Raw genomic sequence first — 25,317 nt, forward strand, 5'->3', positions numbered from 1 at the left:
TTTCACCTCATCTCATGTTACTTCTATTGTACATTACGAAACCTATCAAAAAAAGTTTCGTCATCCCTATCATTTTAGCATAATAAAATTTGTTGTTTCCTCCGTCCACAGGTGTAAAAACGAATACCTATATCGACTTCTTTCCCGTTGTGCTATGAAAAAAACCGTAGACCTTTAAGCCTACGGTTTGTCCATTATGTTGTAACCCACGTTGATACCATAACAATGGCTACTGTCACAGGAATGACGTAGCGAATGAGCGCATGCCAGATCGGATAAAGCTTCTTACCCGGTTCTGACGTTTGAATCTCATCTTTCAAAATACGTTGATCGATGACGTATCCGACAAAAATCGATGTCAAGAGCGCCCCGACCGGCATCAAAATATAGCTGACGAGGTAATCCATTGTATCGAAGAACGTACGCCCATTCCAAATCTGTAAATCACTCAATAGTCCGAATGACAATGCAGATGGAACGCCTACGACGAACACGAGAATGGCTGCCGTTACGGTCACCTGCTTCTTCGTCCAAGTCGATTTCTTTTCGTTCAACCGATCTGTCACACCCGCGACAACAACTTCTAACATCGCGATTGACGACGTGATCGATGCGAACGCGAATAAGAGGAAGAACAACACCATGAAGAACCCGCCAAGTGGTACTTGGTTAAATACAGCTGGTAATACAACGAACAGTAACGCCGGCCCTTCAGCCGGATCAAGTCCTGAAGCGAAGACTGCCGGGAAAATAGCAAGTCCAGCTAAGAGTGAAACCGTGATGTTCAAGAGAACAATCATGTTCGCAGAACGGTTCAACGTTCCTTTCGTCTTAATATACGACGCATATGTCAACATCGCCGCTACCCCTAACGATAAGGAGAAGAAGGCTTGTCCTAGGGCAAATAGTACCGACTCACCCGTCAATGCAGAGAAGTCAGGTTGTAAGAAGAAGCGAACCCCTTCCATCGCCCCGTCGAGTGTCAATGAACGGACGACGAGTACAATGAAGCTGATGAACAAAAGCGGCATTAAAATCTTGCTCATCCGTTCAATCCCAGCTTCGACCCCGCGTAAAACAATCAATAGCGTGATCAACAAGAATAAAAATTGTCCGAGTACCGCGATGCCAGGTGTTGACACAACATTTCCAAATACATCTCCGAACTCGTCAGCTGTACGACCACTTAATGTCCCACTTAAACCGAGCCCGATATATATAAGGACCCATCCTCCAATAACACTATAGAAGGAAAGCAACAAGAAACATGCGATGACACCTAAGTAACCGATAATGCTCCAACGACCATGTCCTAATTTTTTGAAGGCAAGAAGTGCCGTCTTTTGAGTTGAACGTCCAACGATGAATTCACCAATCAATAGTGGCAGACCAAGTAATAATGTGAACGCCAAAAACATGAGTAAAAAGGCACCGCCCCCACTAGTTCCAGTGACGTATGGAAATTTCCATATCGCACCTAAACCGATTGCCGACCCTGCGGCAGCTAGAATGAATCCAATTTTTGAGGCGAATGAGTTTTGCGCCATGATTACCCCTACTTCCTGTTTTTCATTTCATTTTCATAATAATAGTGAAATACTAACACGGTTCAAGGGTCAGAACAACATAAAAACAGAGAAAAGTCTGAATACTTTTCTCTGTTGATGCTTTATGGCGTTAAAAACGTGAGTGCACGCTCTCGAATCTGGATCGTTAGATGATTGGTCTCGAAATGTTCACCGTCAATATCGATGATTTGAGCCTCATTCAATTCGACATCGACATGTGAAGTTTGAAAGTGGTTCCACTCTGGCGATTTTTGATCAAGACCGAGCTGTTGGGCCAACAATTGTCGAATCATCGGAAATCCAATTGACGAACTATGAACGACTTCTAACATACCATCCGAAAACGATTGCGTCTCCAATTTCGTCGGTACGGTTCCGAGATAACTCCCGTTCCCTACATATAAGAAGCTGACGTCTCCTTCGTAAAGAAGTTCATCTCCTCGTCGTAACCGAATCTGAAACGGGTCAGCTTCACGAAATTGACGAATGGTTGCCAGAAAGTAGCCGATTGAACCTAATGATTCTTTCTCGTCCGGGTCGATTTGACGTGATGTGTCTGCAATCAATCCGACTCCAACGAAATTGAGGGCATACATCTCATCTACTTGAATCACGTCCACATGTTGCTCATGGTTCGATTTGATGATGCTCGCGGCTTGTGTTGGTTGAATGGGAAGTTCGAGCGCTCGTGCGAAGTCATTACACGTCCCTGCAGGAATGATTCCTACTGTCGGTCGCTCCTCAAGCTCTAACGTCATCAACCCATTGACTACTTCATTGAGTGTACCGTCTCCCCCGATGACAATCAGATGGTCGAACAATCCACTTTCTTTTGCAAATCGAAGTGCGTCCCCGATTTCTCTTGTCTTCTTGATGATGATTTCTTCATAGAGCGATTCAATCGTTCCGAGGACTTCCCCGAGCATCGTTTCGCTCGTACCAGACTTCGGATTCGAAATAATCAATGCTCTCATAATAACCCTTCCTGTTCTAAGAAGTCTTTCGCTACATCATATGCACGCTCGTTTCCGTACGCCACACGACGGTTCAATTCAGACATTTGTTCGTCTGTGATTTTACCTGCAAGCTGATTGAGCGCATCCTCAATCTCTGGATACTCTTCAAGCGTCTCTTCCTTCAGGAGCGGTGCCCCTTGGTATGGCGGGAAGAATTGCCGATCGTCTTCTAGAACGACAAGGTCGTTCTCGGCGATATCAGGATCCGTTGCATATGCGTCTACTAAATTGACATCTCCTCGTGAAATGGCACGATAGCGTAATTTTTGCTCCATCGAGACGACAGAAGGGAAATCAAAACCGTACTCGTTTTGAAGTCCTGGATATCCGTCTTCACGGTCGGTGAATTCAAGTGTAAAGCCTGCTTTAATATCTGACTGAACGTTTCGTAAATCTGAAATGGCCGAAATACCTTCTGCCTCGGCATAGTCACGTGGAATCGCGAGTGCGTACGTATTGTTAAACTGCATCGGTTCGAGCATGACGTACCCGTCTTCGGCAAGCGCCTCTCTAGCTTGTTCATATACTTCACGGGCATCATTTGATTCTGGCGTCTCCTTGACGAGACTCGCGAGTGCCGTTCCGGTGAATTCTGGATAAATGTCAACATCACCAGATTGGAGGGCGCCCCATACAAATGTCGTCTCCCCAAAGTTCGGCTTCACCGATACAGTCAAATCTGTTTCTTCTTCAATCAACAACTTATACATATTCATAAGAATTTCTGGCTCTGGACCGAGTTTCCCGGCTACGACAAGGTCTGTCTCTTGCGAACGACCAAATGCGAGCGGTGTGATGATGATGAGGGCGAGTACGGTAGAGACGGCAATCAATTTCGTCTTATTACGGGTCGCTGTCGCACCTTCCATCTGACGTAACAAGAAGTCAAACAGTAGTGCTAAAATGGCGGCCGGGATGGCACCCAGTAGTATTAAGTAATTATCGTTACGGTTAATCCCGAGCAAGATCAGCGTACCGAGTCCGCCTGCCCCGACGAGTGCGGCAAGTGTCGCCGTACCGACGATGAGGACCATCGCTGTACGGATACCTGCCATGATAACAGGTAGGGCGAGCGGAAGTTCGACTTTCATCAAACTTTGATTCGGTTTCATCCCACAAGCTCGAGCTGCTTCAAGTAACGATTTGTCCACTTCGTTTAAACCAGTGAATGTGTTTCGTAAAATCGGTAGGAGCGCATATAAAACAAGCGCAATGATGGCAGGTAATGCCCCGATCCCGACGAGCGGAATCATCAATCCAAGCAAGGCAAGCGAAGGAATTGTTTGAATAATCGCAGTGACACCAATGGCGGTTTCGGCGATTTTCTTGCGACGCGTCAGCCAAATCCCTAATGGTACGGCAATTAAGACGGCAATCAAAAGTGATACGACAGAGAGCTGTAAGTGCTCAATCAGTGCCTCGACAAGCTGTCCTTGTCTATTTTGGAACGTCTCAAGCATCCAGCTCACCTCTTCCGCGTTGTGTAAATTCTAAGACGAATGGGTCTTCACTCGCTAATATCTCCTCAGGTGTACCAACTAACATTAATTCACCATCCCTCATCAATGCGATGCGATCCCCGAGCTTCATCGCTTCTTGCATGTCGTGTGTGACAAACAGAATCGTCTTTCCGAGTTCATCATTTAATCGTTTGATGTCATCTTGCAATTGGCCACGGCTAATCGGGTCAAGTGCAGAGAAAGGTTCATCCATGAGGATGACGTCCGGGTCAGCCGCTAAGGCGCGCAATACACCCACACGTTGCTGTTGACCCCCAGATAGTTCCGAAGGCTTCTTCGAACGTAGTTTTGGATCGAGACCGGCAATTTTCATCAATTCCGTCACCCGGTCTTTTGTTCGTTCTTTTTTCCATTTTAATAGTTCAGGTACGACAGAAATGTTTTCTTCCACTGTCAAATGGGGGAATAAAGCAATTTGTTGGAGCACGTAACCGATGTTACGACGCAATTCGAAAATATTGAACTGGTAGATTTCTTTTCCATCGATTAGAATCTTTCCATCCGTATGATCAATTAAACGATTCACCATTTTCATTGTTGTAGTCTTTCCACAACCGGAAGGTCCGATCAATACAAAGATTTCTCCTTTTTCCACTGTTAAGCTTAATTCTTTGACGGCTAACGTCCCGTCCTCATAACGTTTTGACACATCCCGAAACTCAATCAACCTGATCCCTCCTCGACTATTTCCAAAATGGAAATTCAAATAGTATTTTGCCCTATTTTCTGCTTTGTTAAACAAAAAAAGGCTCTCCTTCCGGAGAACCTCATCATTAATAAAGCGTAACTTGAATATGTCGACGCCCCCACTGGATGGCATCCTGTTTTGAATCGACGAGTAAATCGACGATATGTCCTTTGATTCTGCCGCCTGTATCAAGGGCAATCGCGTCACCGACACCTTGAATATGGACTTTAGAACCTAATGGAATAATGGCCGGATCGACGGCGATAATTCGCATCCCATTATAATAGATTGAATCTGTGACATCATGACCGGTTGCCGTTAAGACACGACCGCCATACGCCTTGTTATCAGCCACATCATTCGAGTATGCTGTCGATTCGACTGTAATGACTTTCTTATTCGGCGACGTAGACACCGGTGTTGCCGTGGTTTTCTTGCTCGAAGAAGCCGCTGCTTGTTGTGCTGCCGCACGTTCTGCTTCTTTACGCGCTTCTTCCGCTTTACGCTCTGCTTCGAGTTTAGCAAGTCTTGCTTTCTCTGCTTCCGCTTCTGCTTCCGCTTCTGCTTTCGCTTTTTCAGCAGCGAGACGTTCTGCTTCTAGACGTTTCTCTTCAGCGATGCGTTTTTCTTCAGCAATTTTCTTTTGACGAGCGATTTCTTTTTGTCGTTCTTCTTCGATCGCTTGTCGTTCAAGTTCAAGAGGATTTTGGACGATTTTCTGTTCTGTCCCGATTCCGATCTGAGCAGCATCTGCTTGATCGACAAATGTGAACATCCCCATCATCGCGGTTCCAAATAGAATCATATATTTAATGAATTTCATCGTAGTAAGGTCATCACCTTTCTCGTTATGTAACGAACAGATGTTAATTTACCACGACCCGTCACATTCGAGTAGCCATTTCAACGAAGTGAAACATTCCTGACATATGACTTCAAAAGTGGTTACAGATTGTAACAATTGCAAAAAACGTTGCTATTACTAGGTTTCACAAAAAAATTACAGATTCGTTACAATAAGTCTTGTAACAAACCTGTAATCTCCCTGTCATGCGGTTTACTTATTCAATTGGCTTTAAATCATGCAATCTGAGCATTCCCCACGGTGCAACATCGACTTCCACTGTGAACGATTTTTCACCCTCGACCCTATCCACTTCATCTAGAGGGACACGATACGACCCCATTTCTTCTATATTAAGGTTACGGTCATAATAGTTCGCGCGTACTCCTCCGAAAAACGGTTTTGACTCAACTCGGTCGATGACAGCAAATCCATCATCCCCTTGTTCGAACGAGACATAAACGGTGCCCGTCTCCACATTATGACGGCCTTCAAATTCATCATATTCAAGATAAATCGAGTCCCCAAAATACGGATCATATGGTTCGAACGAGGTACCCTTGAAGGTGTATGTCTCTCCCACCCACGAGATGGCATAAACAAGAATGACAAACAAAATCGCAATCATAACTTGGACAGCAGGAATGATCCACGTAGACAACCGTTTCATGTCGTCACATCCCTTCTCGTACGATTACGCCACCATAATCCGAGTGACAACGCAAAGACGATCAGTGCACCAATCAAGAAGAAGAGAGATATATCGAGACGGTCCCAAACGTAAATGAAATAAATCGTCATCTGGACGACTAAGAAATAGATGAAGGCAAAGATGGTTCGTTGTCTCGTCATATCTTGACGAACGAGATAAGCCAATGCAATCACTTCAATTAATACCGCCAAAAGAACACCAGAGTCCTCGAACAACGCGAACGGGATGACCGCGAGCAAACTTACCCACATCAAATCGCTCCGACGATGAATCAAGTAGACGGAAACGAGCGCAATAGATAAAAGCGTAGCCTCTATAATCGAAGGCGGTCTTTGAGAGAGCCAGCTTTCCGTGACGTTCACTAAATAACCGATGGAGAGGATGGCTGCGACGAACAAATATACAGCTTGCCATGCAGCTTGTTTTCGATAAATGAGAAGCAGCACATGTAGAATAACAAGAGACCAAAGTGGCCATAGTCTACCTTCATAGTCGACATATTGTCCAAAGATATTAAGAATGCCGTAAAAGGTAAGCCAAGCGAACGTCCGGTCTAACGATTCCTCCACAAAATGGAACCATACCCATGTCACGATGAGTGCAAATCCAATCAACGTCAATCCGAGACTTTCGAAACTGTTCGTAACGGCCATAAATGCGGTGATAGCGGAGATCACCGAAAAGATAATGTGCTCATATATGATTCGGTGAAGGACTGCCATTGTGAACAGAATCCAAAATAGAAACGTCAACTGTCCGGACAGATTATACGTTGTAAAGATGACCGCCATGGTCGCCACAAAAAAGACGAATCCTAGTACTCGTAATAATGTCACGTACCTTGGGGTTTTCAATCTGACCCGTTCGGCAAACACATAAAATCCAACCATAAAAATAAGAAATAATCCAATCTTCAAAAGGTCGGGAATCGCCTGCCAATTGGCTGCGACGAAGCTGAATAGACTGAGTGCCAGTAAAATTGAACCGACAATGACCAAAACAGGCGGCTTGTGATCATGTTGCTCACTAGCCGCCCGTTGTTTATGTTCATAGTCGACTAGTCTTTTACCGGTCGCTTCATCTAACAAACCCGCCTCTTGCCATTCACGTACTTTTTTGTCAATGGACACCTGAATCATCCCTTTCGGAAAAAAGGTCAGCTGGCGCGTTCAATCAATTCTAATTCTGATTTTAGTAAAACTTGTTTTTCAAACTCGAGTCCAAGCTGTTGGAACTCTTCCATAATCGATACGTCTCCGATTACAGTATTGGTCAGTACGGCGGTCACTTCTGCGACCCATCCTTCACGAGTCGACTTCACGATATCACCTACGAGGAACTCTTCAGACACACCCATTCACTTCCAATCTAAATTTGTTTCTATCATTATAACGAAATTATGTCGGTTTGAATACGTTTTCTTTTATGCGTTGAATAAATTGTGTCAAAAATTTTCCAGTAAGTCCCCAAATGATGTAGTCATCATGTTCATAGAAAGGTTCTTTCATTTTAATTACCCGTTTTTTGTACGCTTTAGCATTCGCCAATCGGTCTAACGGAATATTTTGATCTGGGTTCATCGTCCACTCCATCTCCCCATGAAACGGGTCAATCATGAGCAAGGTGGATACCGGTACCGTAAACAAATGATCGACCTCATCTGTCTCTTTTACGGTCGGCAACTCCGACAACATGCCTACAAAGGGATAAATCAATTGTCGATGGGGCGTGGCGAGCGGCCTCAATTTACCGATGACTTCGACTTGATTGGAGTCAAGCTCGAGCTCCTCACATGTTTCTCGAACGGCTGCTTCGACAGGCGTCTCCCCTTTTTCAAGTCGTCCACCGGGAAATGAAATCTCTCCAGGCTGCTGTCGCATGGTGTGGGCACGTACTTCAAAGACGACGTGCCATTCATTCTCTATTTCAACGAGCGGTATCAAAACCGCTGCCGTCTGCTCATAATCTTCTTCCATTGTAAAGCTATCTCGAATTTGCTTTTCTTTGATCCATGGCTGCACGCTGTTCACTCACCTTCCGTCATCGAATTTCCTATACCGTTCTATACCCCACTTTTCGTTTAATCGCTGCCAATGTCGGAAATATCATTATTAATGATAGGAGTTGATCACTTTGGACGAACAAGTGGATGTACTAATCGTTGGAGCCGGACCGACCGGCCTAACACTCGGCCTCACCTTAGCCAGATATGGCGTATCATTTCAAATCATCGATCGAAAAACGACCCCGTCGGATAATTCTCGAGCCATCGGAATCCAACCGCGGACAATCGAAGTGTTTTCTCGTTTGGATGTCGCTCAAGAAGTGCTCGAACGGGCCCGGACGATTGAACGAGGGAATCTCTACTTCTCAGGTCAATGGACGGCAAAGCTCGAGTTTTCAAAACTTGTCACTCCTTATCCGTTCGTGACATTACTTCGTCAAAATGAAACAGAAGAAATTTTAGAAAATGCTTTAAAAAAACATGGTCACTCGGTGAAGCGCGGAGAATCACTCTCTTCCATCACACAATATCCTTCACGCACGATTGCTCATTTGACTGCCGAAGGCGGAACTCATCGTTCGGTCGAAGCCAAATATGTCGTTGCTGCAGATGGCGCCAATAGTTCGATCCGTCGAATGCTCGCCCTTCCATTCAGTGGGAAGTCCTTCAAAGAAGCATGGGTATTGGCAGATTTAAAAGCAGATTGGCCGATTTCTCGCGAAGAGGTTCACATTTTCTTCTCAGACCAAGGGGTGCTCGAAGTATTTCCACTCACAGATGAAACGATTCGAATCACAGGAAACCTACGGACCGATGAATCGTTCGTCGAATCGGACCTTCAACAATTCGTGGAGCAACGTAGCCATATGCCCGTTCACATACACAATGTCGAATGGTTCTCGCTCTTTCGGGTTCATAACCGGATGGTCGATACGTTCATCCATAATCGCGTCAATCTAATGGGTGATGCCGCACATATCAATTCACCGGTCGGGGGGCAAGGAATGAATACCGGGATTGCGGATGCATTCAACTTGGGCTGGAAACTATGGCTCCATTTGAAGACGGGGGCACCGCATCAAGTCGTCTCGACGTATCGGAATGAGCGTGAGCATGTTGCCAAAAATGTACTTCAAACGACAAATGTCGCGACAGTGATGCTTCAGACGACGTTGCCGATGTTGTTACCGTTTCAAGCGATTGGGGCAGATGTCTTCACTCGCGTCAATCTCGTCAATCAAAAGATCACGGAACGGATCTCACAGCTTCACCTATCCTATCCGAAAACGCTACGAATACCGTTTCGTCGCGTCGCAGAAGGGAAGATATTCCCGGAGACTGAAATTTTACGAACGGATGATGGGTTCCGGACGAAGATTTCAGAAATTGCCGATGGACGCTTTCAAGTGCTCGTATTCGACGATGGCAAACGCGATTTGACGTCAATCTATGAATACTTAAATCAGTATCACTCGTTCCTTCAGACGATCACCTTGTCGAAGACAAGTCGTCCATTTTTCGACCAAGGCAATGAACTCGCCAAGTCCCTGTTTATGAAACGTGGTATTTTAGTCATTCGTCCGGACGGTTATTTGTTGCACAAGCAACATCACGTCCGTCTAAAGCCTCTACAAGAGAAATTGGCTGTCTGGCTTCCACCATCATAAGCGTTTATAAATGGAGAGCCTCACCGAATTGGTGAAGCTCTCCATGTCATTTACTCTTCAACATTTACATACAGAATACCTGGTTTTGAGAGCGTCAAATCATAGAATGCTTCGAACGCTTCGATATCTTCTAGCTTGCGAAAGTCAATCTTGTCCGTCTCTTCGTTCGGGATAGCGACGATAATCCCTTCCTCTGTTGACTTAATCATGCCCGTTTGTCCGTTGTGAATGCGAATATAGAGAACTTGTTGATCTTCAAGAAGCGAGATAGCCTCTCGTCTCGATTGAATCGGTTTTTTCATATAATCCCCTCTTTTCCATTTTAGTATAACGTTCAGTTCATATTGCTTTCAACTCGCCACCCTATTAAACTTGTGTAAAGAAGGGGTTGAATGCGTTGGAAACATTATTCATCATTGTGCTTGCCATCTTGTTCGTCATTTTAGTGACGATTCGGACGATTCGGAACTTAAAATGGGTTCGCTTCGGTGAAGCGTTCGGGAAACAAGGGGAAGAACTTCTAGGTGACTATCATTACCTGACAGAACAGGGAATCACTTGTCGCATCGAACAAGGACTTCCGACCGGAAAGTTATTAAAGCCGCTCGCGAAAAACTTAGAGGACCGTGTCGCACTGTTCGTTCATCGTGACGATGCGGCAAAGGCAAGAGAACTCTTAAAATAAGAAGAAGGCCAAATCCAATATTTGGCCTTCTTCTTATTTATGTACTTGTCGTTCAGAACAATAGTAGGCGATTTGTTTAACGAGCGGTTCTGTCAACGTCTCAAGATTTGTTTTGCTGATGACCTGATTGACGAATGCGAAAGAGTCACCACAATTTGCCTTGACCCGCTTAAGCTTCAACTGTTCCGTCTCGGGGAAAATTAAGAAAGAATAGACCGGAATCGCTTGCCCACACTCTTTTTTCAACCGTGCCCGCACTTGTTTCGTCATTCGCTCTAGCTCCGTGAGAGGATGTGGGTAGATATGCTTCCATCCCATAGACGTCTCCGTCCGACACTCGCGATTTGTTAAATGGACAGGGGCTGGAGTTCGATTCAATTGAATCAAGAATACACCTTTCGGTCCGACGAGCACGTAATGTACGAGATCCTCGCCAAACTCGACTTGTTCAATCATCATCCAATCAAATCGACAGGTGTGCCTGATGTTTTCGACGAGATGATCTGTATAGCTTGTCGGTGCTTTCATCACTTCTTCTTTCGTTCGAAACAGCTTTCTTGTTTGTTGTTTAACGGGTTGTTTCTCCGTAGCCGTTAACACTTGCAACATTCACTCCACCCCCTATTCCTTATTCGCTTGGTCCCACTTGCTTTCCGAAGACTGCTTTTTCAAGATTTGAAATGCGACGTAACATATCATAGTTCGACGCAACGGGTTGCGCTGGTTTTGTAGGTTCTGCCACTGGTGCCGATTCGCGACGCAATGAATCATTTTCTTTCTGAAGCCGTTCGATTTCTTTCGCCATCTTTTCATAATCGCGGATGACGACATCTAAAAATTGATCGACTTCTTCTTGCGAGTAGCCTCGTAATGCCGTTTTAAATTCTTGTTTATAAATTGCCTCTGCCGTTAATTCGGTTTGCATTGTATCACTCCCATTGTTGTTCCCATTGTTTTTCTTCCTCAATGACACGTAAATCTTCCTGTGTGATGAGGAAGACCTCCATATTCGGCTTTCGCCGAGCCCCTTCGACTAGAAAACGGGGACTTCCCTCCGTTTCTTCGTCATACAAGGTAATCAATCCTTCTGCTTTATCTAAAAAGAATGCAGTTTTTGCGCGTAATTGACTCGGATCCTCATATGGCCGTTGCGTCAACGGTTCAAAGAAATCTGCTTCGAGTTGAAGTTGCACAAACAATTCTTGTTCGAACGGCTTGTAGCGTTCGTCCATATTTAAGAACGGAGGAAATACCGCAATTTTAATCGGATATGTTTCTCTTAACTCTAACAATACTTGTCCGGCCCATAATTCACAACCGTTCGTTCCACTAAAGATGAACCATTCAGCGCCTAATTCAATGACTTCTAGGATTTTTTTGCGGTAAGCTTCTTGAATGATGTCGATCCCTGGATGGTCCGCTTTGAAAATCCCAAGTTCATGGGGACGATATCCTGTGACGGCTACAACTTTCATGATTGCTTCCTTTCTAGACGGGCAAGCCGATGTTCGAGATCGGTCTTCTCGCGATTAACGGTTTGACGTAAAACGGTGCGCTTTTGCTCGAGCAGTTCGATGGCTCGTTCCGTATAATCAATCGCGAGTGCCACGTCCTTCTGTTTATGCTCTGCGTACTTTGCGAGCTCCACATACCCTTCAATCGTATGCAACGATTCAAAGAGTGGGATTGCTTGCTCCATACGACCTGTTCGTTTCAATAAGAGCGCTTGCCGCATGACCGCTCGCTTCGAAGGGTCAGATAGCTGTTCGAATTCTTTAAGCGCCTGCTCCTGCTCCCCTAGGTCATGCAACCAATGCGCACGCTCTTCTCCGAAATCAGTCTCAGGAGTCATGACGAGTTGACTGAGTCGCGTGTAAAGAGAGACGAGGCTCAAACAATCCGCATGATGGTGCTCAAGGACCGGCATGAGAATCTCAGGGTTGCGCTCTTTGACGTACTGAAAATAATGCATCGGAGCTAAAAATCCAGGTAAATCGTCTGTCCGTCCGTGACCGAAATACGTTTCGACCGCTTTGAGCGACACCGATTCTAACCTCGGTTTTAACAATCGTCTTGCCGCATGCAATAGATCGACATGACCGACGGAAGGCAATGCTTTTACCCGTGATTTGACAAACGTATGTCTCGTTTTGATTTGTGGCCAATCAAAAGACTTTCCATTATAGGTGACGAACCGTACCTCATCCCCGATGTCCTGTAGAAAATGATAATAAAAGGCAGTCTCAAAGGCAGGATGAGGCAAGACATACTGAATCATTTCAAGTTGTTCCGCACGAATCCGTGCAAACCCGATTAAGAAAATCGACGTCCCGGACCCACGTAATCCGGTCGTCTCTGTATCCATAAATAAGACTTGATCCGGTTTTAAGTCGACCGCGAAAAACGGATGATTCGTTTTCTGCATCATTCGTCTGGCGTCTCCGAACGCATAGTCGTGATAAATCTCATCAAGCGGATAGGTGGTTCGGATTCGGACACACCATTCTTCTTCGAACGTTAAAATTTCTCCACCTTGTTCAGTCCATTTCTGTTGTTCCACTTCATCAGGTGAAGTGATGCGCGGACGTTCGACAGGTTCTTTTGTTTTAATCAATCTAGATAATTTTGCTTTCATAACGATCCTTTCAAAGCTTGTAACTGACGGATGACCTGATGCTTGAAGTCTCCGTATCCAATCATACCGACACAGCGAGGGCATCCGCTCTCACAAGGACAGTCCGATACCGTCCGCTCTGCTGCTTCGAGTACCATGTCTGCATCTTTATAGAGCGCCTCACTGAGACCGATGCCACCAGGATAACGGTCATATAAATAGACGGTCGGTTTATTCGTATGAGTCGACTTCATTTGAATGGTTGTAAATAAATCGAGCGTATCACACATGAGATAGAGCGGTGCAAGCCTTCTGAATAAGTCACTGACCGCTTCGAGTTGATCTTCAAGATCTGCCTCCGAATAAGCAAAGCGTTCATCTAATGTGAACCATGTCGCCGTCGTATGCAGTTCTCGCTCCGGAAGATGAATCGGACCTGACCCGATATTCTCATGCGTCCCGAATTTGATTTTTTTAAAGAGCGTGGCCATCGCAATGACCGACACTTCACCAAACGTTTTTGCACCATCCGTTTTGTTCTCTTCGAGCACTTTTAATTCTACTGCCAGATTCGCATCCGTATAGTAGTCGACATCGACGCGACGGACGAAAGCCTTCTTCTCTTCAAAGTCTAATTTCTCGACTTGATACTGTTCAGCTCCGTGTAAATAAATGGCTTCATCGTGTAACAAAGTCATCGCGCTGAACGTGTCCATTTCACCGATTACTTGATGCTTCGCGGTTTGGTCGACGATGACAACATTCTCTTGGTCGCTCGTCCGAAGGGAGATATCATGCGCCGGGAATGAATCGGTCATCCAATAGTATTTATTCGCTCGTTCGTGTAGCACTTGTGCGTCTGTCAGGAAATCTAAAATATCCTCCGTGTCGACCGTTCCGAAGCGCTCTCCTTTTTGAAAAGGTAGTTCAAATGCAGCACACTTCATGTGATCGACTAAAATGATCAAGTTGTTCGGGTCAAGACGAGCTGCTTCTGGCGAACGGTCTAAAATCATGTCCGGCTGTTCGACGACGAGCTGATCAAGAGAGGAAGACGATGCGACGAATACGACAAGTGATTCGGAATGACGACGACCGGCACGACCTGCTTGTTGCCAGAGTGAGGCGACGGTTCCAGGATATCCATTGAGAACACATGCTTGCAATTGACCGATATCGACGCCGAGTTCTAACGCGTTCGTCGATACGACTGCTTTGATTTCGCCATTTCGTAAGCGCCGTTCAATCTCGCGTCGTTCAGACGGAAGATAACCGCCTCGATACCCGACGATTGACTTTGGTCCAAGTTCTCGTCGTGTCAATTCTTGTAGATACGTCAGAAGCACCTCGACTCGAACACGTGAACGTGCGAAGACAATGGTCTGGATGTTCGCTTCAACGAGCTTCGACGCGATTCGTTTCGTCTCAAGCGTTGCACTTCTTCGGATTCCGAGCGCCTCATTGACGACGGGAGGATTGTAGAAGACGAGGTGTTTCTTCCCTTGTGGTGCCCCGTTTCGGTCAATCAATACGACTTCCTCTTCCGTCAATAATTCGGCGAGTTCTTGCGGGTTCGCAATCGTCGCAGAAGTCATAATCCATTTTGGGTGACTCCCATAATAGGCACAAATTCGTTTTAAGCGGCGAAATACGTTGGCCACATGACTACCAAATACGCCCCGATACGTGTGTAACTCATCGACGACGATGTATTCTAAGTTTTCAAATAGACGAATCCATTTCGTATGGTGCGGTAAAATACCGGAATGTAACATATCCGGATTGGTGATGACGATATTCCCCGCATCCCTGACTTTCGTTCGGGCAGCGGGAGACGTATCCCCATCATACGTGAAGCATCGTAAATTCCCTTCAAGTGCCTCGACCATCTCCATCAAGTCACTATTTTGGTCCTGGGCGAGCGCTTTTGTCGGGTATAAATAAAGTGCACGTGCTGTCGGTTTTTCAATCATTTTTGAAAGTACCGGTAAGTTATAGCACAATGTTTTCCCTGATGCGGTAGGGGTCACAATGACGGTCGAATGACCGGCAGCCGTTTGTTTCACAGCCTCAGCTTGGTGCGTATACAGTTGCTCAATTCCCCGATTTTTCAATACGTTTGTCAATTGTTCCGGCACTTGCTCTGGAATAGGTGCATATTGTGCCGGACGTGCATCGACTGTATGCCAGTGACGAACGTTTTTGGCAAAGCTCGGGTCTTCTTTTAATTCTTGAATCATCTCTTCGACGGAGCGTGATTTTCGCATCAGTTCACCTTCTTTTTTATGAGTTCGAAGGTGCAAGTTCGACTACGGTTTGTCGGATCGATTGAATCCGTTCATCTCGTATCATTCTCGATACAGCGGGCATTTTTAAAATGGTCATGTGTTGAAACGTATCAGCCACATGTGCATTCTCTTCTTCAAGGCGGAGGAGCGCGTCTGAAAATAGACGTTGTGTCGATCGACCGAATAAGACAATGGTATGTAGCTTCGTACATTTCGAATGAACCGCTAATAGATGTTTGGCGTAGCGTTGCACCGTTTTATAATAATCCTCGTCTGTCGATAACTGTTGACGGTTGCCACGAAGTAAGTCTGGATAGTAGGATTCTTCACCCGTGAACATCGTTTCGACTCCGATTCGTTTTAAGTAAGAATGTCCAATCGCTTCAGCGACGGTCTGATCTTGGATGAGACGTCCGAGTGGAATCGACTCTTTTAATAGCAAATGGGAAAGCTTTAATCCGAGATGTCCACTGAGCGGTACGCCGAAATCGTCGTCTTGCAGTCGATCCATAACAAATAACACTTTCATCTTTCGCTTTAAAGAGAGTTGAACCATGTGTCACCATCCTGTTCCCTTTCTTTTCATTATAACAAAGTCATACGAAAAACAGGGCGCACAATGTCGCCCTGCCTTCCTTAGTTGTTTCCGTTATTCGAATTGCCGTTCCCACGTTCCGTGGCTGGCGATTCATTATTCGATTGACCTTCTAGCGGAGCACCTTCATCATCTCCATCCGTCGGTTGGTCGGTTCCTTCGTCCGTACCTTCATCGGTCGCTGGCTCATCAGGATTTTGTTCGTCAGTGGTATCTTCACCGTTTCCGTTTCCGTTACCATTACCGTTCCCGTTACCGTTGTTCTCGTCCGATGGGTTGTCTTCGTTATTCTCTTCATCAGAAGGACTTTCCTCTTCTTCATCCTTCGGTTCTTCTTTTGGTTCGATTGAGTAACTTGCTTGTGCTGGGGCAGATTGCTGTTCACCCGTCAATGGGTTTGTCGCCTTAGCGACGATGGTGAACGTTGTGTCCCCTTCAGCCAAGTTCGAAATATCAATACTCGTCTCTCCCGTCGTACCGACGACTTGTTCGCCGCCTTCGGCTGACTGTTGCGTCACGGTGAATGAGATGTCTGAGTAGCCATCTGCTTGTGCGCCATCAAAATCGTATGACCACGAGACAGAGCCTGCTTTTGAATCTTCATCATAGTTGACGCTTGCACCCGTTGGAGCGGCAAGCTTCTCAGGTTGAAGATCCTTTGGCTTCGTCCCTTTGACATATAGTTCATTCCCGAGTGATAAGACAGAGTCTGGACGTTGGAAGCGGTCGGGTTGACCTGAAATCTTTGTCGCTTCCTGCATGATATATTCAAAGAAATATTGTGCATGGTCAGGATCAAATTGTTCAGATGTGGCTTCACTCGATTTTCCCGTCCAAACCGAAATAGAATAGTCGGTCGAGTATCCTGTAAACCATTTATCTTTTGGTTCCTTTGAGTTCGGTTCATTGGTCGTACCCGTTTTCCCAGCTACATCCCATGGGAATGCACCCGGTACATATGTTCCGCCTTCAGCGCTCACTACATCACGGAGCATATCGGTTAACATGTATGCCGTATAGTCTTCCATCGCCTGTTTCGCTTTGACTGGTGAGTTAATGCTTGAACCATCATTAAACTCGATTTTTTGAATCAAGTGAGGTTTTGTATACATACCGTTTGCACCAAGTGCCGCGTAGGCGGCAGCCATCTGCGTCGTGCTCGCTTCTGCCGTACCAAGTGCATTTGATGGGTTTAATTGATCGCCAGAATATGAAGGTTCGATCCCCACATTTTTCACGAACGATTCAATCGCTTCTTGACCATACTCATCCTGAACTTCTTGATATGCGCGAACAGCAGGCGTATTTGCAGAAATCTTCAAATATTGACGCATCGTATTTGGTCCGCGGAAGCCCGTATAGTAGTTACTCGGTTTGAATTCCCCTTCAAGTTGTGCATCAAGTAATACTTTCCCAGTCGACCATTGTCCGTTTTCAATCCCCGGACCGTAGTCGAAGAATGGCTTCGCCGTTGACCCAATTTGATACTTCTCGTTTGAATAGTCACGGTACGTCGTATCACCTTGTTTTTCCTGATGACTATCAACAATCGCGACAATCTCGCCCGTCTTCGTATTCAGTACGGTCGCACCCATTCTTAATTCCTCTGGGTAACCATTAGTTTGAAGATTGACATTGTTTGATTTAATATCACTATTGATTTTCGTGTGCAATTCTTTGTTGATTGACGTATATACTTTTAGACCTGTTCCGTAGATGTCTGACTGTTCAAGTCCGAAGTCATCTTCTAGCTCTTTAAGCACTCGTGAATAAATCGCACGTGTGAACGCCTCTTCTTCCGTCTCTTCACCAGGTGAAATGACGTCTGCGATGGCAACATCAAGCGCTTCGTTATACTGTTCTTCCGAAATGTGGCCGTCTCGCTTCATCGCAGACAAGACTTGTTCTTGGCGATAACGCGTCAACTCTTGGTCACCATTGATTGGATCGTATGCACTTGGACGTTGCGGAAGACCTGCAAGGATTGCCGCTTCTTGATAGTTGACCTCAGAGACCGGCTTGTTGAAGTAGCGCTTCGATGCGGTTTGTACACCGTATCCACCACTACCATAGTAGTTTTTATTTAAATACATCTCTAAAATCTGTTCTTTCGTATACTCACGTTCAAGTTTGAGCGCGAGCCACTGCTCTTGAAGCTTACGCTTCAACTTCTTATCTGTTGAAAGAAACGACTGTTTCACTAACTGCTGCGTGATGGTTGACCCACCTTCTGCACCGAAACCGTCAGTCAAGTTGGCCACGACTGCGCCACCGATCCGACGTAAGTCGATTCCGTTGTGCTCATAGAAACGACGGTCCTCAATCGAGACGACCGCTTGTTGCATCACTTCTGAAATATCGTCGATGGAGACGTATTCCCGAATTTGACCGGCTCCTTCGAGCGGTTCTCCTTCAGCAGAGATTAACTGAATCGGATACGTATCGACGAGTTTTTCTTCATCAAGCTCTGGTGCCGTTGCAATCGCATATACGGTATATGCCCCAAACGCGATGACTGCTGCAATAAATAATAAGAAACCTAATAAAAAGATGCGTTTCCACATCGGTTTTTTACTCTTCGTCTTTGGTTGTTTCCCAGTTTTTTTGCGTTTATTCGTCGTCGAATCTTGTCGACGTGCGACCCTACTTCGCTCCATTCATGGTTCACTCCTTCTATTCAATCGAGCCATTGATCGAGCACCGCCAAATAGTCAATCGACGGCAAGGCTCTCGTCGGAACTTCAATCGCTTCCTCTTCGATAAAACGAAGTGGAATTGACTTGCGTCCCGTCAATCGTTGTTCCCACCACTGAACAAGTTGTTCCGTGGTCAATACATATTGCGTATTATAGCGACTAAAGCGGATTATGACAAAACAAATCCCTCCATGGCGTTCGCACTCGCGCATGTGTTCAATCTGGTGCTCGTGAAAGTTGCCGAGCGGAAACGACGTCTTATTATTCGTTTCTTTCGCTTCAAAGTCAATGTACTTGCCGCGATACACCCCGTTATAGTCAGTCGTGGATGCCTGTTTGAAATAGGCTTCCGTCACCTTGGCTGCACTTCGTTTGGGGTAATCGACTTTGACGATTTGTAGCGGTGTCGGTTTCTTATGAATGACGGCTCGTTGATGGATTCGATAAAATTCATTCGTTTCATTCAACAATGTCTCCAAATTCATTCCGCGATTCGCATAGGTTGGAGAATTCGAGGGTTGTTTCGAAATTCCTTCCTCCTTTGGTGTCTTTGTCACTTTTGCTTTTTTACCGTTTGGATAATGGAACAATGTCGTCACCCCATACATACATATTAACAGGTCGGTCCACTCGTTCCTTCCGTCTCAGGTCTGATTGTCGACTTCTGTCGGTCGACACTTGTGTGGATTTACCGCAACACATATCGTACCAAACTCCCGTATGTTAAACTAGTATGTAAGCGATTGTGTATCCAAATTGAAAAGCTCTCGTTATGTATGACCCGATTGTTTTTCTATGATAATAGCACTTATAATGTTTATCCAAGATGACACATCGATAAACCTAATTGATGTCATTCTGAAAAAAAGTGTGCAATACCTGTGCAATTGATTGACCGAATCATCATTCGGAAATAAAATAGAATGCTTAAAGACGTTACTGTTAAGCCGTTTTGGAGGGATTGGATGGAAAGTGGAAAGAAGTATGTCATGTTCGTCGACGAAACAGGTACACCGAAAGGAAACACGCAGTTCAATTTGACTGGTGTTCTGATGGAGTACAAATATTCAATCGATGCGGATGAGACTGGAATGCCATGTGAATTGAAGCGACGTCTTCACGCGTTCAAGCGAGATGTTTTTAAAACCGAGCAAATCCCGCTTCATTTAAAAGAAATTTTAAAAGCCGAGCATCCTTATGGGAAAGAAGATGGCATCACGATCGACATGTTGCGTGATTTTTGGGACAAGCTACCTGATTTTTTGCGAGGAATCGATTGTACAATCGTCAGTGTTGAAGTCGATAAACAAAAACTACATGACTTTTATTCGACGCCAAAAGATCCGTATGTAGTCGCCTTCGCCCACTTGATGAAGTCGTTCTATGCGTTCTTAGAGGAAACAGAGGCGGTCAGTGCACGCGTCGTCCTCGAATCACGAGATGATTACCAGAACTTACTCATTCAAAAAGCATTTTTTGATATTTTCAACTCGGGCACGGTCCATCTAGATGTCGAAAAGAGTCGTCAAAAAATTAAAGGGTTCATCTTCTCTGAGAAACAGAACACAATGTATCAATCCGGTTTAGAAATCGCTGACCTCGTCTGTCTACCACTTTCACGTGTCCGTCGAGGTGTGATCGAGGTAAAACCACGGTTCGTCCATTATGGGGACGAGAACCGAATCTTTAAAGCAATCAAGGACAAAATTTACATTCGTAAAGAAAGTCCAGACCAAGATTTCCGCAACTGGGGCTTCAAAAAGGTACCCATCACGAAAAAGCGTCGTGAGTGGAGCGACCATCCTTGGAATCATTAACACAAAAATGCATCGACACACATGTGCCGATGCATTTTTTATGTTGTGACTTTCGCAGACTTCATTCGTTTCTTTCCTTCCCGACACATATGAAGAAGCGGGCACGTCTCACAGGCAGGTCTCTGGGCTTTACAATGATAGCGTCCGAAGAAAATAAATTGATGATGGAGTTGTGACCACTCCTCGCGTGGGAACTTCTTCATCAACGTATCCTCGACTTGACGGACGTTATCTTTCCAGCGGCAAATGCCAAGACGCTTCGACACCCGCTCGACGTGGGTATCCACCGCAAAGGCCGGCTCATGGAACGCGACCGACAGGACGACGTTGGCCGTTTTACGACCGACACCTGGAAGGGCCTCAAGTGATGCCCGGTCCGACGGCACGATGCCGTCATGCTCGTTCACGATTTTTTCAGAGAGTGCCTTCACGTTCTTCGCTTTGTTCCGATACAATCCAATGCGTTTGATCAACGCCTCAATCTCTGAAACGTCTGCCGCAGCCATCGCTTCGACTGTCGGAAACGCTTCAAACAAGCCCGGTGTCACCTTGTTGACGAGGGCATCCGTCGCCTGGGCGGAGAGGGCCACGGCGACCACTAATTCGAATGGGTTTTGATGCGTCAGTTCGCAATGTGCATCCGGGAACATTTGCCTCATCGTATCAGACACTTCTTGTAACTGGACTTTCGTCAACATCATTTATTCCTCCGTTGATATTCCACGACATCCTCAAGCGTCTCGACTTGATGGTCCTGCCAGACGCGTAATATTTTATCCATGTATTTGAAGTTTCGAACATTCCGAAGTTTCGCTTCGCGTAACGCGGCCATAATTAGTTCTTCGCTGAAATTATCTTCCGTCATCCATCCGACGATTTGTTCAATCTCAAACGGAGTGATCGTCCCAAATTCTCGTTCGAACGTATGGATGATATTTTCATTCAACGTCTGTTGCGGTACAACCTTCTCTTCTCCTTGCAACGCTTCAAACAGAGGTATTAAGCTGTATCGCTCGCCATTACTCGAAGCGTCAATGGCAATCAATTCTTTTTGCAACAAGCCGAGTAACACAGAGCGCGCCTCATTCTCAGAGACGTTCAACCGTTTTCCTAATTCGCTTGGGAGTGGCATGACGATGCCTTCCCCAGTCATTTCAAGAAGATGGACGATGAGACTGAATTCGACAGGCGATAAGTCGAGTCGTCTAGCGTCAGTGAACAGTTTGCGCGGAATAACGACCGGACTTTGCTCGAATAATTGAATCAATTGATGTGCATCCATGTCGCACTTCCTTTCTAAGACACATCAATCGGGGAGGACATGACGTCTTCCCCGATTAATCGTTAAGGGTGGATTCGGTTTAATAAACGTGGGAATGGAATGGCTTCACGGATATGCTCGATTCCACTGATCCATGCAACCGTACGCTCAAGTCCGAGTCCGAAACCAGAGTGCGGGACCGAACCGTATTGACGAAGTTCGAGATACCAGTCGTATGCATCCGTTTCATCAAGACCTTCTTTAATGATCTCTTCTTTCAAACGATCGTAATCGTCTTCACGTTGTGATCCCCCGATGATTTCTCCATATCCTTCTGGTGCAATCAAGTCTGCACAAAGAACGAGCTCAGGATTCTCAGGGTCCACTTTCATGTAGAACGGTTTGATTTCTTTTGGCCAGTGCGTGATGAAGACTGGCTGGTCGTGTGCGTTAGCAATCGCCGTCTCATGCGGCGCACCGAAATCGTCGCCGTATTCGATATCGTCGAATCCTTCTGATTTCAAGAATTTGATTGCATCTTCATAACGGACACGTGGGAAAGGTGCTTTCACTTGTGCCAACTTCTCAAGGTCACGTCCAAGGAATTCAAGTTCATCCTTACAGTTCTCAAGCGCGGATTGTGCGATGTATGAGACGTATTGCTCTTGAATCTCAAGGTTCATGTCGTGATCGAAGAATGCCATCTCTGGCTCGATCATCCAGAACTCAATCAAGTGACGACGTGTTTTTGATTTCTCTGCACGGAAAGTCGGTCCGAACGAGAAGACTTTACCGAGTGCCATTGCAGCGGCTTCCATATACAATTGGCCCGTCTGTGAGAGGTAAGCGGATTGACCGAAGTAATCTGTCTCAAACAACTCTGTCGTGCCTTCTGGTGCACTGCTCGTAAGGATTGGTGGATCGATTTTGACGAATCCTTCTTTATTAAAGAATTCATACGTCGCACGAATGATTTCGTTACGCACTTTCATGATTGCGTGTTGGCGACGTGAACGGAGCCATAAGTGACGGTTATCCATCAAGAATTCCGTTCCATGTTCTTTCGGTGTGATTGGGTAATCCACTGACTCTGCAATCACTTCTACATCTGTCACTTCTAATTCAAATCCGAGTGGCGTACGTCCACCATCCGACTTGACGTTACCTGTCACCCAGACAGAAGTCTCTTGTGTCACACCTTTAGCAAGAGTGAACAATTCTTCAGAGACGTCAGCCTTCACGACGACTGCTTGTGCAAATCCGCTACCGTCACGTAGTTGAAGGAAGGCAATCTTCCCGCTAGAACGTTTGTTGGCAATCCAAGCTCCGACGCGGACCGTCTGTCCTTCGTAGTCTTTAAATTGGTTAATCGAAATTGTTGTCATGTTCATTTCCATCCTTTCGCTTATCGAGCGCGCTTCGTAATGAAGTCTTCTACTCGATCGAGCGCTTCTAATACGCGTTTTAATTCTGTTGCATATGATAATCGTACGTAGTCTTCCTGTCCAAAACCAGAACCTGGAACAAGTGCCACGTTTGCCTCTTCAAGTACTGCCTCGCACCAAGCATCGACTGTGTCGTATCCACTCTCAGTCGCGGCAACTTTCGCATTGGCATATAAGTAAAATGCACCTTGTGGCTTCAAGCAAGTGATTCCTGGAATTTGTTCGAGACGGTTGTAAACGATGTCGAGTCGCTCTTCGAATGACTGACGCATCATCTCTACATCATCCTGTGGTCCATTGTATGCCTCAACCGCTGCCGCCTGAGCGACAGATGTCGGGTTTGATGTGGAGTGAGACGCTAAGTTTGTCATCGCGCTGATAATTGTCGCATCACCAACGGCATACCCGATTCGCCATCCTGTCATCGCATGGGACTTCGAGACCCCATTGATGATCACTGTACGTTCACGCATGTTTGGTAGAGTCGCAATCGATACGAATTCTGCGTCCCCATAAATCAACTTCTCATAAATTTCATCGCTCACGACGAGAAGGTTATGTCGAAGAACGACATCGGCGAGGGCCTGTAGCTCTTCTTTCGTGTAAATCATTCCCGTCGGATTTGAAGGGCTGTTCAAAATGACTGCCTTCGTACGATCTGTAATTGCACGTTCGAGCAGTTCAGGTGTCAATTTGAAGGATGTGTCTTCATTTGTATCGACATATACAGGTTCACCGTCAGCGAGTTTGATTTGTTCTGGATAACTGACCCAGTAAGGTGTCGGGACGATGACTTCGTCACCTTCATCTAAAATCGCTTGGAACAATGCGTAAAGCGCATGCTTTGCACCCGAAGCGACCATGACTTCATTGCGCTCAAACGTCAGCTGGCTGTCCCGCTTCGTTTTTTCAATGATGGCGTCCTTCAACGCGACCGTTCCGCCCGAAGGTGTATATTTCGTATCGCCATCACGAGCCGCTTGACACGCAGCATCGATGATTCGTTCCGGTGTATTGAAATCAGGCTCACCTGCGCCGAGTCCAATGACATCTTTGCCCGAAGCCTTGAGCGCCTTTGCTTTAGCTGTAATCGCTAATGTTGTCGACGGCGTGAGTTGTTTCACTCGTTTCGCTAATAGATGTTCCATCGTTATCCCCCTCTAATTCGTCACATTTGATCGGTCAATTGGACGCGTCGAATAAACTCTCCAGTCTGTAACGTGTAATACGAATACGTATAAGATGCGTCTGCCTTTGTGACCACTTCGACTAGCGCTCTCTCGTCGAATCCGTACTTACAACTGATGAGTTGTCCGCCTGTATCTTGGACAGAACGAGCGCAGACATCATTCGCATTCACTTCACCAATTTCACGTTGTTCAATTTCGAACTCGTCATCGAGTGGAACGAACCAAATCGAGTCTCCGTCCTCTTCCTGAAAAACGACGTATGCCTCTGTCCCATTGAACAGCTCTCCTTGTCCCACTTGAACGTCTGGCGATTCCTCGTTCAATCGAATCAAGGCTTCCTCGATGAGTTGTTCCTTTTGATTTTCTGTGTGTCCAATCGTGAATCGATACATCACGCTAAAGACAAGGACGACACCGAGCAGTGCCGCCAGTAACGAGACGATCCATTTTGTTTTTCTGGTCATTCTGTACGATAGATGGTGAAGACCATCTCTTCCTTCTTCGGATCATTCACTTTCTTTTCAAGCGAAAGGCCGAACATCAAATCTTGACTTTTTAACGTCCGATTCAATAAATCGACAATCTTATAAACGTCCGCCGTCGGTTCGATGCGCACACTCGCAAGCGTCTCAATATTCGAATTCATGTTGACTCCTCCTCCAAAACCTATACGTATCATTATAAAACGATAACATCATGATGCCTA

At 45.8% G+C, this 25,317-nt stretch carries 26 protein-coding genes and 1 pseudogene; 3 read left to right on the forward strand and 24 right to left on the reverse strand.

Annotated features, from left to right (window positions below; genetic code table 11):
- Nucleotides 1-194: 194 nt before the first annotated feature.
- The 9 genes and pseudogenes from ACQKD4_RS07330 to ACQKD4_RS07370 form a co-directional block, all read right to left on the reverse strand.
- Nucleotides 195-1,547 (reverse strand): sodium-dependent transporter, encoded by a 1,353-nt coding sequence (locus ACQKD4_RS07330; RefSeq protein WP_427372936.1) that lies wholly within the window; start codon nucleotides 1,545-1,547, stop codon nucleotides 195-197.
- Nucleotides 1,548-1,669: 122 nt separating this feature from the next.
- Nucleotides 1,670-2,542 carry a diacylglycerol/lipid kinase family protein gene (locus tag ACQKD4_RS07335; RefSeq protein ID WP_427372937.1) on the reverse strand — a complete coding sequence of 291 codons (873 nt, stop codon included), beginning with the start codon at nucleotides 2,540-2,542 and terminating at the stop codon, nucleotides 1,670-1,672.
- Complete coding sequence (locus tag ACQKD4_RS07340) at nucleotides 2,539-4,044, reverse strand: ABC transporter permease/substrate-binding protein (RefSeq protein ID WP_214691955.1); 1,506 nt, start codon at nucleotides 4,042-4,044, stop codon at nucleotides 2,539-2,541. Before ACQKD4_RS07340 ends, ACQKD4_RS07335 begins: the two co-directional genes overlap by 4 nt.
- A gap of 10 nt (nucleotides 4,045-4,054) precedes the next feature.
- A pseudogene (locus ACQKD4_RS07345) lies at nucleotides 4,055-4,771 on the reverse strand (ABC transporter ATP-binding protein); the annotation flags it as partial.
- A gap of 106 nt (nucleotides 4,772-4,877) precedes the next feature.
- Nucleotides 4,878-5,615 carry a 3D domain-containing protein gene (locus ACQKD4_RS07350; protein ID WP_427372938.1) on the reverse strand — a complete coding sequence of 246 codons (738 nt, stop codon included), beginning with the start codon at nucleotides 5,613-5,615 and terminating at the stop codon, nucleotides 4,878-4,880.
- Nucleotides 5,616-5,853: 238 nt separating this feature from the next.
- Complete coding sequence (locus ACQKD4_RS07355; protein ID WP_427372939.1) at nucleotides 5,854-6,306, reverse strand: GDYXXLXY domain-containing protein; 453 nt, start codon at nucleotides 6,304-6,306, stop codon at nucleotides 5,854-5,856.
- Nucleotides 6,303-7,487: a DUF2157 domain-containing protein gene (locus ACQKD4_RS07360; RefSeq protein WP_427372940.1), complete on the reverse strand. Its 1,185-nt coding sequence runs from the start codon at nucleotides 7,485-7,487 to the stop codon at nucleotides 6,303-6,305. The genes ACQKD4_RS07355 and ACQKD4_RS07360 overlap by 4 nt, the downstream gene beginning before the upstream one ends.
- Nucleotides 7,488-7,504: 17 nt before the next feature.
- Entirely contained in the window at nucleotides 7,505-7,705 is a 201-nt protein-coding gene (locus ACQKD4_RS07365) for a DUF2187 family protein (protein WP_012726121.1), read from the reverse strand.
- A 40-nt stretch (nucleotides 7,706-7,745) separates the two neighbouring features.
- Nucleotides 7,746-8,369, reverse strand: coding sequence for an NUDIX hydrolase (locus ACQKD4_RS07370; protein ID WP_353047389.1), 624 nt, complete (start codon nucleotides 8,367-8,369; stop codon nucleotides 7,746-7,748).
- A gap of 112 nt (nucleotides 8,370-8,481) precedes the next feature.
- Here ACQKD4_RS07370 and ACQKD4_RS07375 point away from each other — a divergent pair, with 112 nt between their 5' ends.
- The gene (locus tag ACQKD4_RS07375; RefSeq protein WP_427372941.1) at nucleotides 8,482-10,020 is read left to right on the forward strand and encodes an FAD-dependent monooxygenase; all 1,539 of its coding nucleotides are present in this window, start codon (nucleotides 8,482-8,484) and stop codon (nucleotides 10,018-10,020) included.
- Nucleotides 10,021-10,070: 50 nt separating this feature from the next.
- Here the strand turns inward: ACQKD4_RS07375 and ACQKD4_RS07380 are convergent, their stop codons facing one another.
- Nucleotides 10,071-10,322 carry a hypothetical protein gene (locus ACQKD4_RS07380; RefSeq protein ID WP_214691944.1) on the reverse strand — a complete coding sequence of 84 codons (252 nt, stop codon included), beginning with the start codon at nucleotides 10,320-10,322 and terminating at the stop codon, nucleotides 10,071-10,073.
- Between the two features lie 95 nt (nucleotides 10,323-10,417).
- On the opposite strand from ACQKD4_RS07380, the gene ACQKD4_RS07385 reads away from it, so the two are divergent.
- A complete protein-coding gene (locus tag ACQKD4_RS07385; RefSeq protein ID WP_427372943.1) occupies nucleotides 10,418-10,705 on the forward strand; it encodes a hypothetical protein in 288 nt (95 codons plus the stop codon).
- Between the two features lie 33 nt (nucleotides 10,706-10,738).
- Here ACQKD4_RS07385 and ACQKD4_RS07390 read toward each other — a convergent pair whose 3' ends face one another.
- The 8 genes from ACQKD4_RS07390 to recU form a co-directional block, all read right to left on the reverse strand.
- The gene (locus tag ACQKD4_RS07390; protein ID WP_214691935.1) at nucleotides 10,739-11,314 is read right to left on the reverse strand and encodes an NERD domain-containing protein; all 576 of its coding nucleotides are present in this window, start codon (nucleotides 11,312-11,314) and stop codon (nucleotides 10,739-10,741) included.
- A 19-nt stretch (nucleotides 11,315-11,333) separates the two neighbouring features.
- Nucleotides 11,334-11,630, reverse strand: coding sequence for a cell division regulator GpsB (gene gpsB / locus ACQKD4_RS07395; RefSeq protein WP_214691933.1), 297 nt, complete (start codon nucleotides 11,628-11,630; stop codon nucleotides 11,334-11,336).
- Nucleotides 11,631-11,634: 4 nt separating this feature from the next.
- Nucleotides 11,635-12,180, reverse strand: coding sequence for a DUF1273 domain-containing protein (locus tag ACQKD4_RS07400; RefSeq protein WP_214691931.1), 546 nt, complete (start codon nucleotides 12,178-12,180; stop codon nucleotides 11,635-11,637).
- On the reverse strand, nucleotides 12,177-13,340 hold the full coding sequence (locus tag ACQKD4_RS07405; RefSeq protein ID WP_427372944.1) for a ribonuclease H-like domain-containing protein: 1,164 nt from the start codon (nucleotides 13,338-13,340) through the stop codon (nucleotides 12,177-12,179). The genes ACQKD4_RS07400 and ACQKD4_RS07405 overlap by 4 nt, the downstream gene beginning before the upstream one ends.
- On the reverse strand, nucleotides 13,337-15,586 hold the full coding sequence (locus ACQKD4_RS07410; RefSeq protein WP_427372945.1) for a DEAD/DEAH box helicase: 2,250 nt from the start codon (nucleotides 15,584-15,586) through the stop codon (nucleotides 13,337-13,339). Before ACQKD4_RS07410 ends, ACQKD4_RS07405 begins: the two co-directional genes overlap by 4 nt.
- Before the next feature lie 16 nt (nucleotides 15,587-15,602).
- Nucleotides 15,603-16,163: a hypothetical protein gene (locus ACQKD4_RS07415; RefSeq protein WP_427372946.1), complete on the reverse strand. Its 561-nt coding sequence runs from the start codon at nucleotides 16,161-16,163 to the stop codon at nucleotides 15,603-15,605.
- 80 nt (nucleotides 16,164-16,243) lie between these two features.
- Nucleotides 16,244-18,859 (reverse strand): transglycosylase domain-containing protein, encoded by a 2,616-nt coding sequence (locus ACQKD4_RS07420; RefSeq protein WP_427372947.1) that lies wholly within the window; start codon nucleotides 18,857-18,859, stop codon nucleotides 16,244-16,246.
- Nucleotides 18,860-18,879: 20 nt separating this feature from the next.
- The gene (gene recU, locus ACQKD4_RS07425; RefSeq protein ID WP_214783619.1) at nucleotides 18,880-19,506 is read right to left on the reverse strand and encodes a Holliday junction resolvase RecU; all 627 of its coding nucleotides are present in this window, start codon (nucleotides 19,504-19,506) and stop codon (nucleotides 18,880-18,882) included.
- A gap of 357 nt (nucleotides 19,507-19,863) precedes the next feature.
- Here recU and ACQKD4_RS07430 point away from each other — a divergent pair, with 357 nt between their 5' ends.
- Nucleotides 19,864-20,715, forward strand: coding sequence for a DUF3800 domain-containing protein (locus ACQKD4_RS07430; protein WP_198930015.1), 852 nt, complete (start codon nucleotides 19,864-19,866; stop codon nucleotides 20,713-20,715).
- Between the two features lie 38 nt (nucleotides 20,716-20,753).
- Here ACQKD4_RS07430 and nth read toward each other — a convergent pair whose 3' ends face one another.
- From nth to ACQKD4_RS07460, 6 genes are all read right to left on the reverse strand, one after another.
- Nucleotides 20,754-21,413 (reverse strand): endonuclease III, encoded by a 660-nt coding sequence (gene nth / locus ACQKD4_RS07435; protein ID WP_427372948.1) that lies wholly within the window; start codon nucleotides 21,411-21,413, stop codon nucleotides 20,754-20,756.
- A complete protein-coding gene (locus tag ACQKD4_RS07440) occupies nucleotides 21,413-21,997 on the reverse strand; it encodes a DnaD domain-containing protein (RefSeq protein ID WP_214783625.1) in 585 nt (194 codons plus the stop codon). Before ACQKD4_RS07440 ends, nth begins: the two co-directional genes overlap by 1 nt.
- Before the next feature lie 62 nt (nucleotides 21,998-22,059).
- On the reverse strand, nucleotides 22,060-23,361 hold the full coding sequence (gene asnS / locus ACQKD4_RS07445) for an asparagine--tRNA ligase (RefSeq protein WP_074034607.1): 1,302 nt from the start codon (nucleotides 23,359-23,361) through the stop codon (nucleotides 22,060-22,062).
- A gap of 20 nt (nucleotides 23,362-23,381) precedes the next feature.
- A complete protein-coding gene (locus tag ACQKD4_RS07450) occupies nucleotides 23,382-24,569 on the reverse strand; it encodes a pyridoxal phosphate-dependent aminotransferase (protein WP_427372949.1) in 1,188 nt (395 codons plus the stop codon).
- Nucleotides 24,570-24,589: 20 nt separating this feature from the next.
- Nucleotides 24,590-25,075 carry a hypothetical protein gene (locus ACQKD4_RS07455; protein WP_214783631.1) on the reverse strand — a complete coding sequence of 162 codons (486 nt, stop codon included), beginning with the start codon at nucleotides 25,073-25,075 and terminating at the stop codon, nucleotides 24,590-24,592.
- Complete coding sequence (locus ACQKD4_RS07460; RefSeq protein WP_015881492.1) at nucleotides 25,072-25,257, reverse strand: YpmA family protein; 186 nt, start codon at nucleotides 25,255-25,257, stop codon at nucleotides 25,072-25,074. Before ACQKD4_RS07460 ends, ACQKD4_RS07455 begins: the two co-directional genes overlap by 4 nt.
- Nucleotides 25,258-25,317: the final 60 nt, after the last annotated feature.

This window comes from Exiguobacterium sp. NPDC077395 (genome assembly GCF_050269125.1).
Lineage (GTDB): Bacteria > Bacillota > Bacilli > Exiguobacteriales > Exiguobacteriaceae > Exiguobacterium > Exiguobacterium aestuarii_A.

What these genes read in the sequence shown, in the direction of transcription:
- ACQKD4_RS07330 (WP_427372936.1), bottom strand. Translation starts at nt 1,547, where the DNA reads ATGGCGCAAAACTCATTCGCCTCAAAAATTGGATTCATTCTAGCTGCC.
- ACQKD4_RS07335 (WP_427372937.1), bottom strand. Translation starts at nt 2,542, where the DNA reads ATGAGAGCATTGATTATTTCGAATCCGAAGTCTGGTACGAGCGAAACG.
- ACQKD4_RS07340 (WP_214691955.1), bottom strand. Translation starts at nt 4,044, where the DNA reads ATGCTTGAGACGTTCCAAAATAGACAAGGACAGCTTGTCGAGGCACTG.
- ACQKD4_RS07350 (WP_427372938.1), bottom strand. Translation starts at nt 5,615, where the DNA reads ATGAAATTCATTAAATATATGATTCTATTTGGAACCGCGATGATGGGG.
- ACQKD4_RS07355 (WP_427372939.1), bottom strand. Translation starts at nt 6,306, where the DNA reads ATGAAACGGTTGTCTACGTGGATCATTCCTGCTGTCCAAGTTATGATT.
- ACQKD4_RS07360 (WP_427372940.1), bottom strand. Translation starts at nt 7,487, where the DNA reads ATGATTCAGGTGTCCATTGACAAAAAAGTACGTGAATGGCAAGAGGCG.
- ACQKD4_RS07365 (WP_012726121.1), bottom strand. Translation starts at nt 7,705, where the DNA reads ATGGGTGTGTCTGAAGAGTTCCTCGTAGGTGATATCGTGAAGTCGACT.
- ACQKD4_RS07380 (WP_214691944.1), bottom strand. Translation starts at nt 10,322, where the DNA reads ATGAAAAAACCGATTCAATCGAGACGAGAGGCTATCTCGCTTCTTGAA.
- ACQKD4_RS07390 (WP_214691935.1), bottom strand. Translation starts at nt 11,314, where the DNA reads ATGTTGCAAGTGTTAACGGCTACGGAGAAACAACCCGTTAAACAACAA.
- gpsB (WP_214691933.1), bottom strand. Translation starts at nt 11,630, where the DNA reads ATGCAAACCGAATTAACGGCAGAGGCAATTTATAAACAAGAATTTAAA.
- ACQKD4_RS07400 (WP_214691931.1), bottom strand. Translation starts at nt 12,180, where the DNA reads ATGAAAGTTGTAGCCGTCACAGGATATCGTCCCCATGAACTTGGGATT.
- ACQKD4_RS07405 (WP_427372944.1), bottom strand. Translation starts at nt 13,340, where the DNA reads ATGAAAGCAAAATTATCTAGATTGATTAAAACAAAAGAACCTGTCGAA.
- ACQKD4_RS07410 (WP_427372945.1), bottom strand. Translation starts at nt 15,586, where the DNA reads ATGCGAAAATCACGCTCCGTCGAAGAGATGATTCAAGAATTAAAAGAA.
- ACQKD4_RS07415 (WP_427372946.1), bottom strand. Translation starts at nt 16,163, where the DNA reads ATGGTTCAACTCTCTTTAAAGCGAAAGATGAAAGTGTTATTTGTTATG.
- ACQKD4_RS07420 (WP_427372947.1), bottom strand. Translation starts at nt 18,859, where the DNA reads ATGGAGCGAAGTAGGGTCGCACGTCGACAAGATTCGACGACGAATAAA.
- recU (WP_214783619.1), bottom strand. Translation starts at nt 19,506, where the DNA reads ATGTATGGGGTGACGACATTGTTCCATTATCCAAACGGTAAAAAAGCA.
- ACQKD4_RS07430 (WP_198930015.1), top strand. Translation starts at nt 19,864, where the DNA reads ATGGAAAGTGGAAAGAAGTATGTCATGTTCGTCGACGAAACAGGTACA.
- nth (WP_427372948.1), bottom strand. Translation starts at nt 21,413, where the DNA reads ATGTTGACGAAAGTCCAGTTACAAGAAGTGTCTGATACGATGAGGCAA.
- ACQKD4_RS07440 (WP_214783625.1), bottom strand. Translation starts at nt 21,997, where the DNA reads ATGGATGCACATCAATTGATTCAATTATTCGAGCAAAGTCCGGTCGTT.
- asnS (WP_074034607.1), bottom strand. Translation starts at nt 23,361, where the DNA reads ATGACAACAATTTCGATTAACCAATTTAAAGACTACGAAGGACAGACG.
- ACQKD4_RS07450 (WP_427372949.1), bottom strand. Translation starts at nt 24,569, where the DNA reads ATGGAACATCTATTAGCGAAACGAGTGAAACAACTCACGCCGTCGACA.
- ACQKD4_RS07455 (WP_214783631.1), bottom strand. Translation starts at nt 25,075, where the DNA reads ATGACCAGAAAAACAAAATGGATCGTCTCGTTACTGGCGGCACTGCTC.
- ACQKD4_RS07460 (WP_015881492.1), bottom strand. Translation starts at nt 25,257, where the DNA reads ATGAATTCGAATATTGAGACGCTTGCGAGTGTGCGCATCGAACCGACG.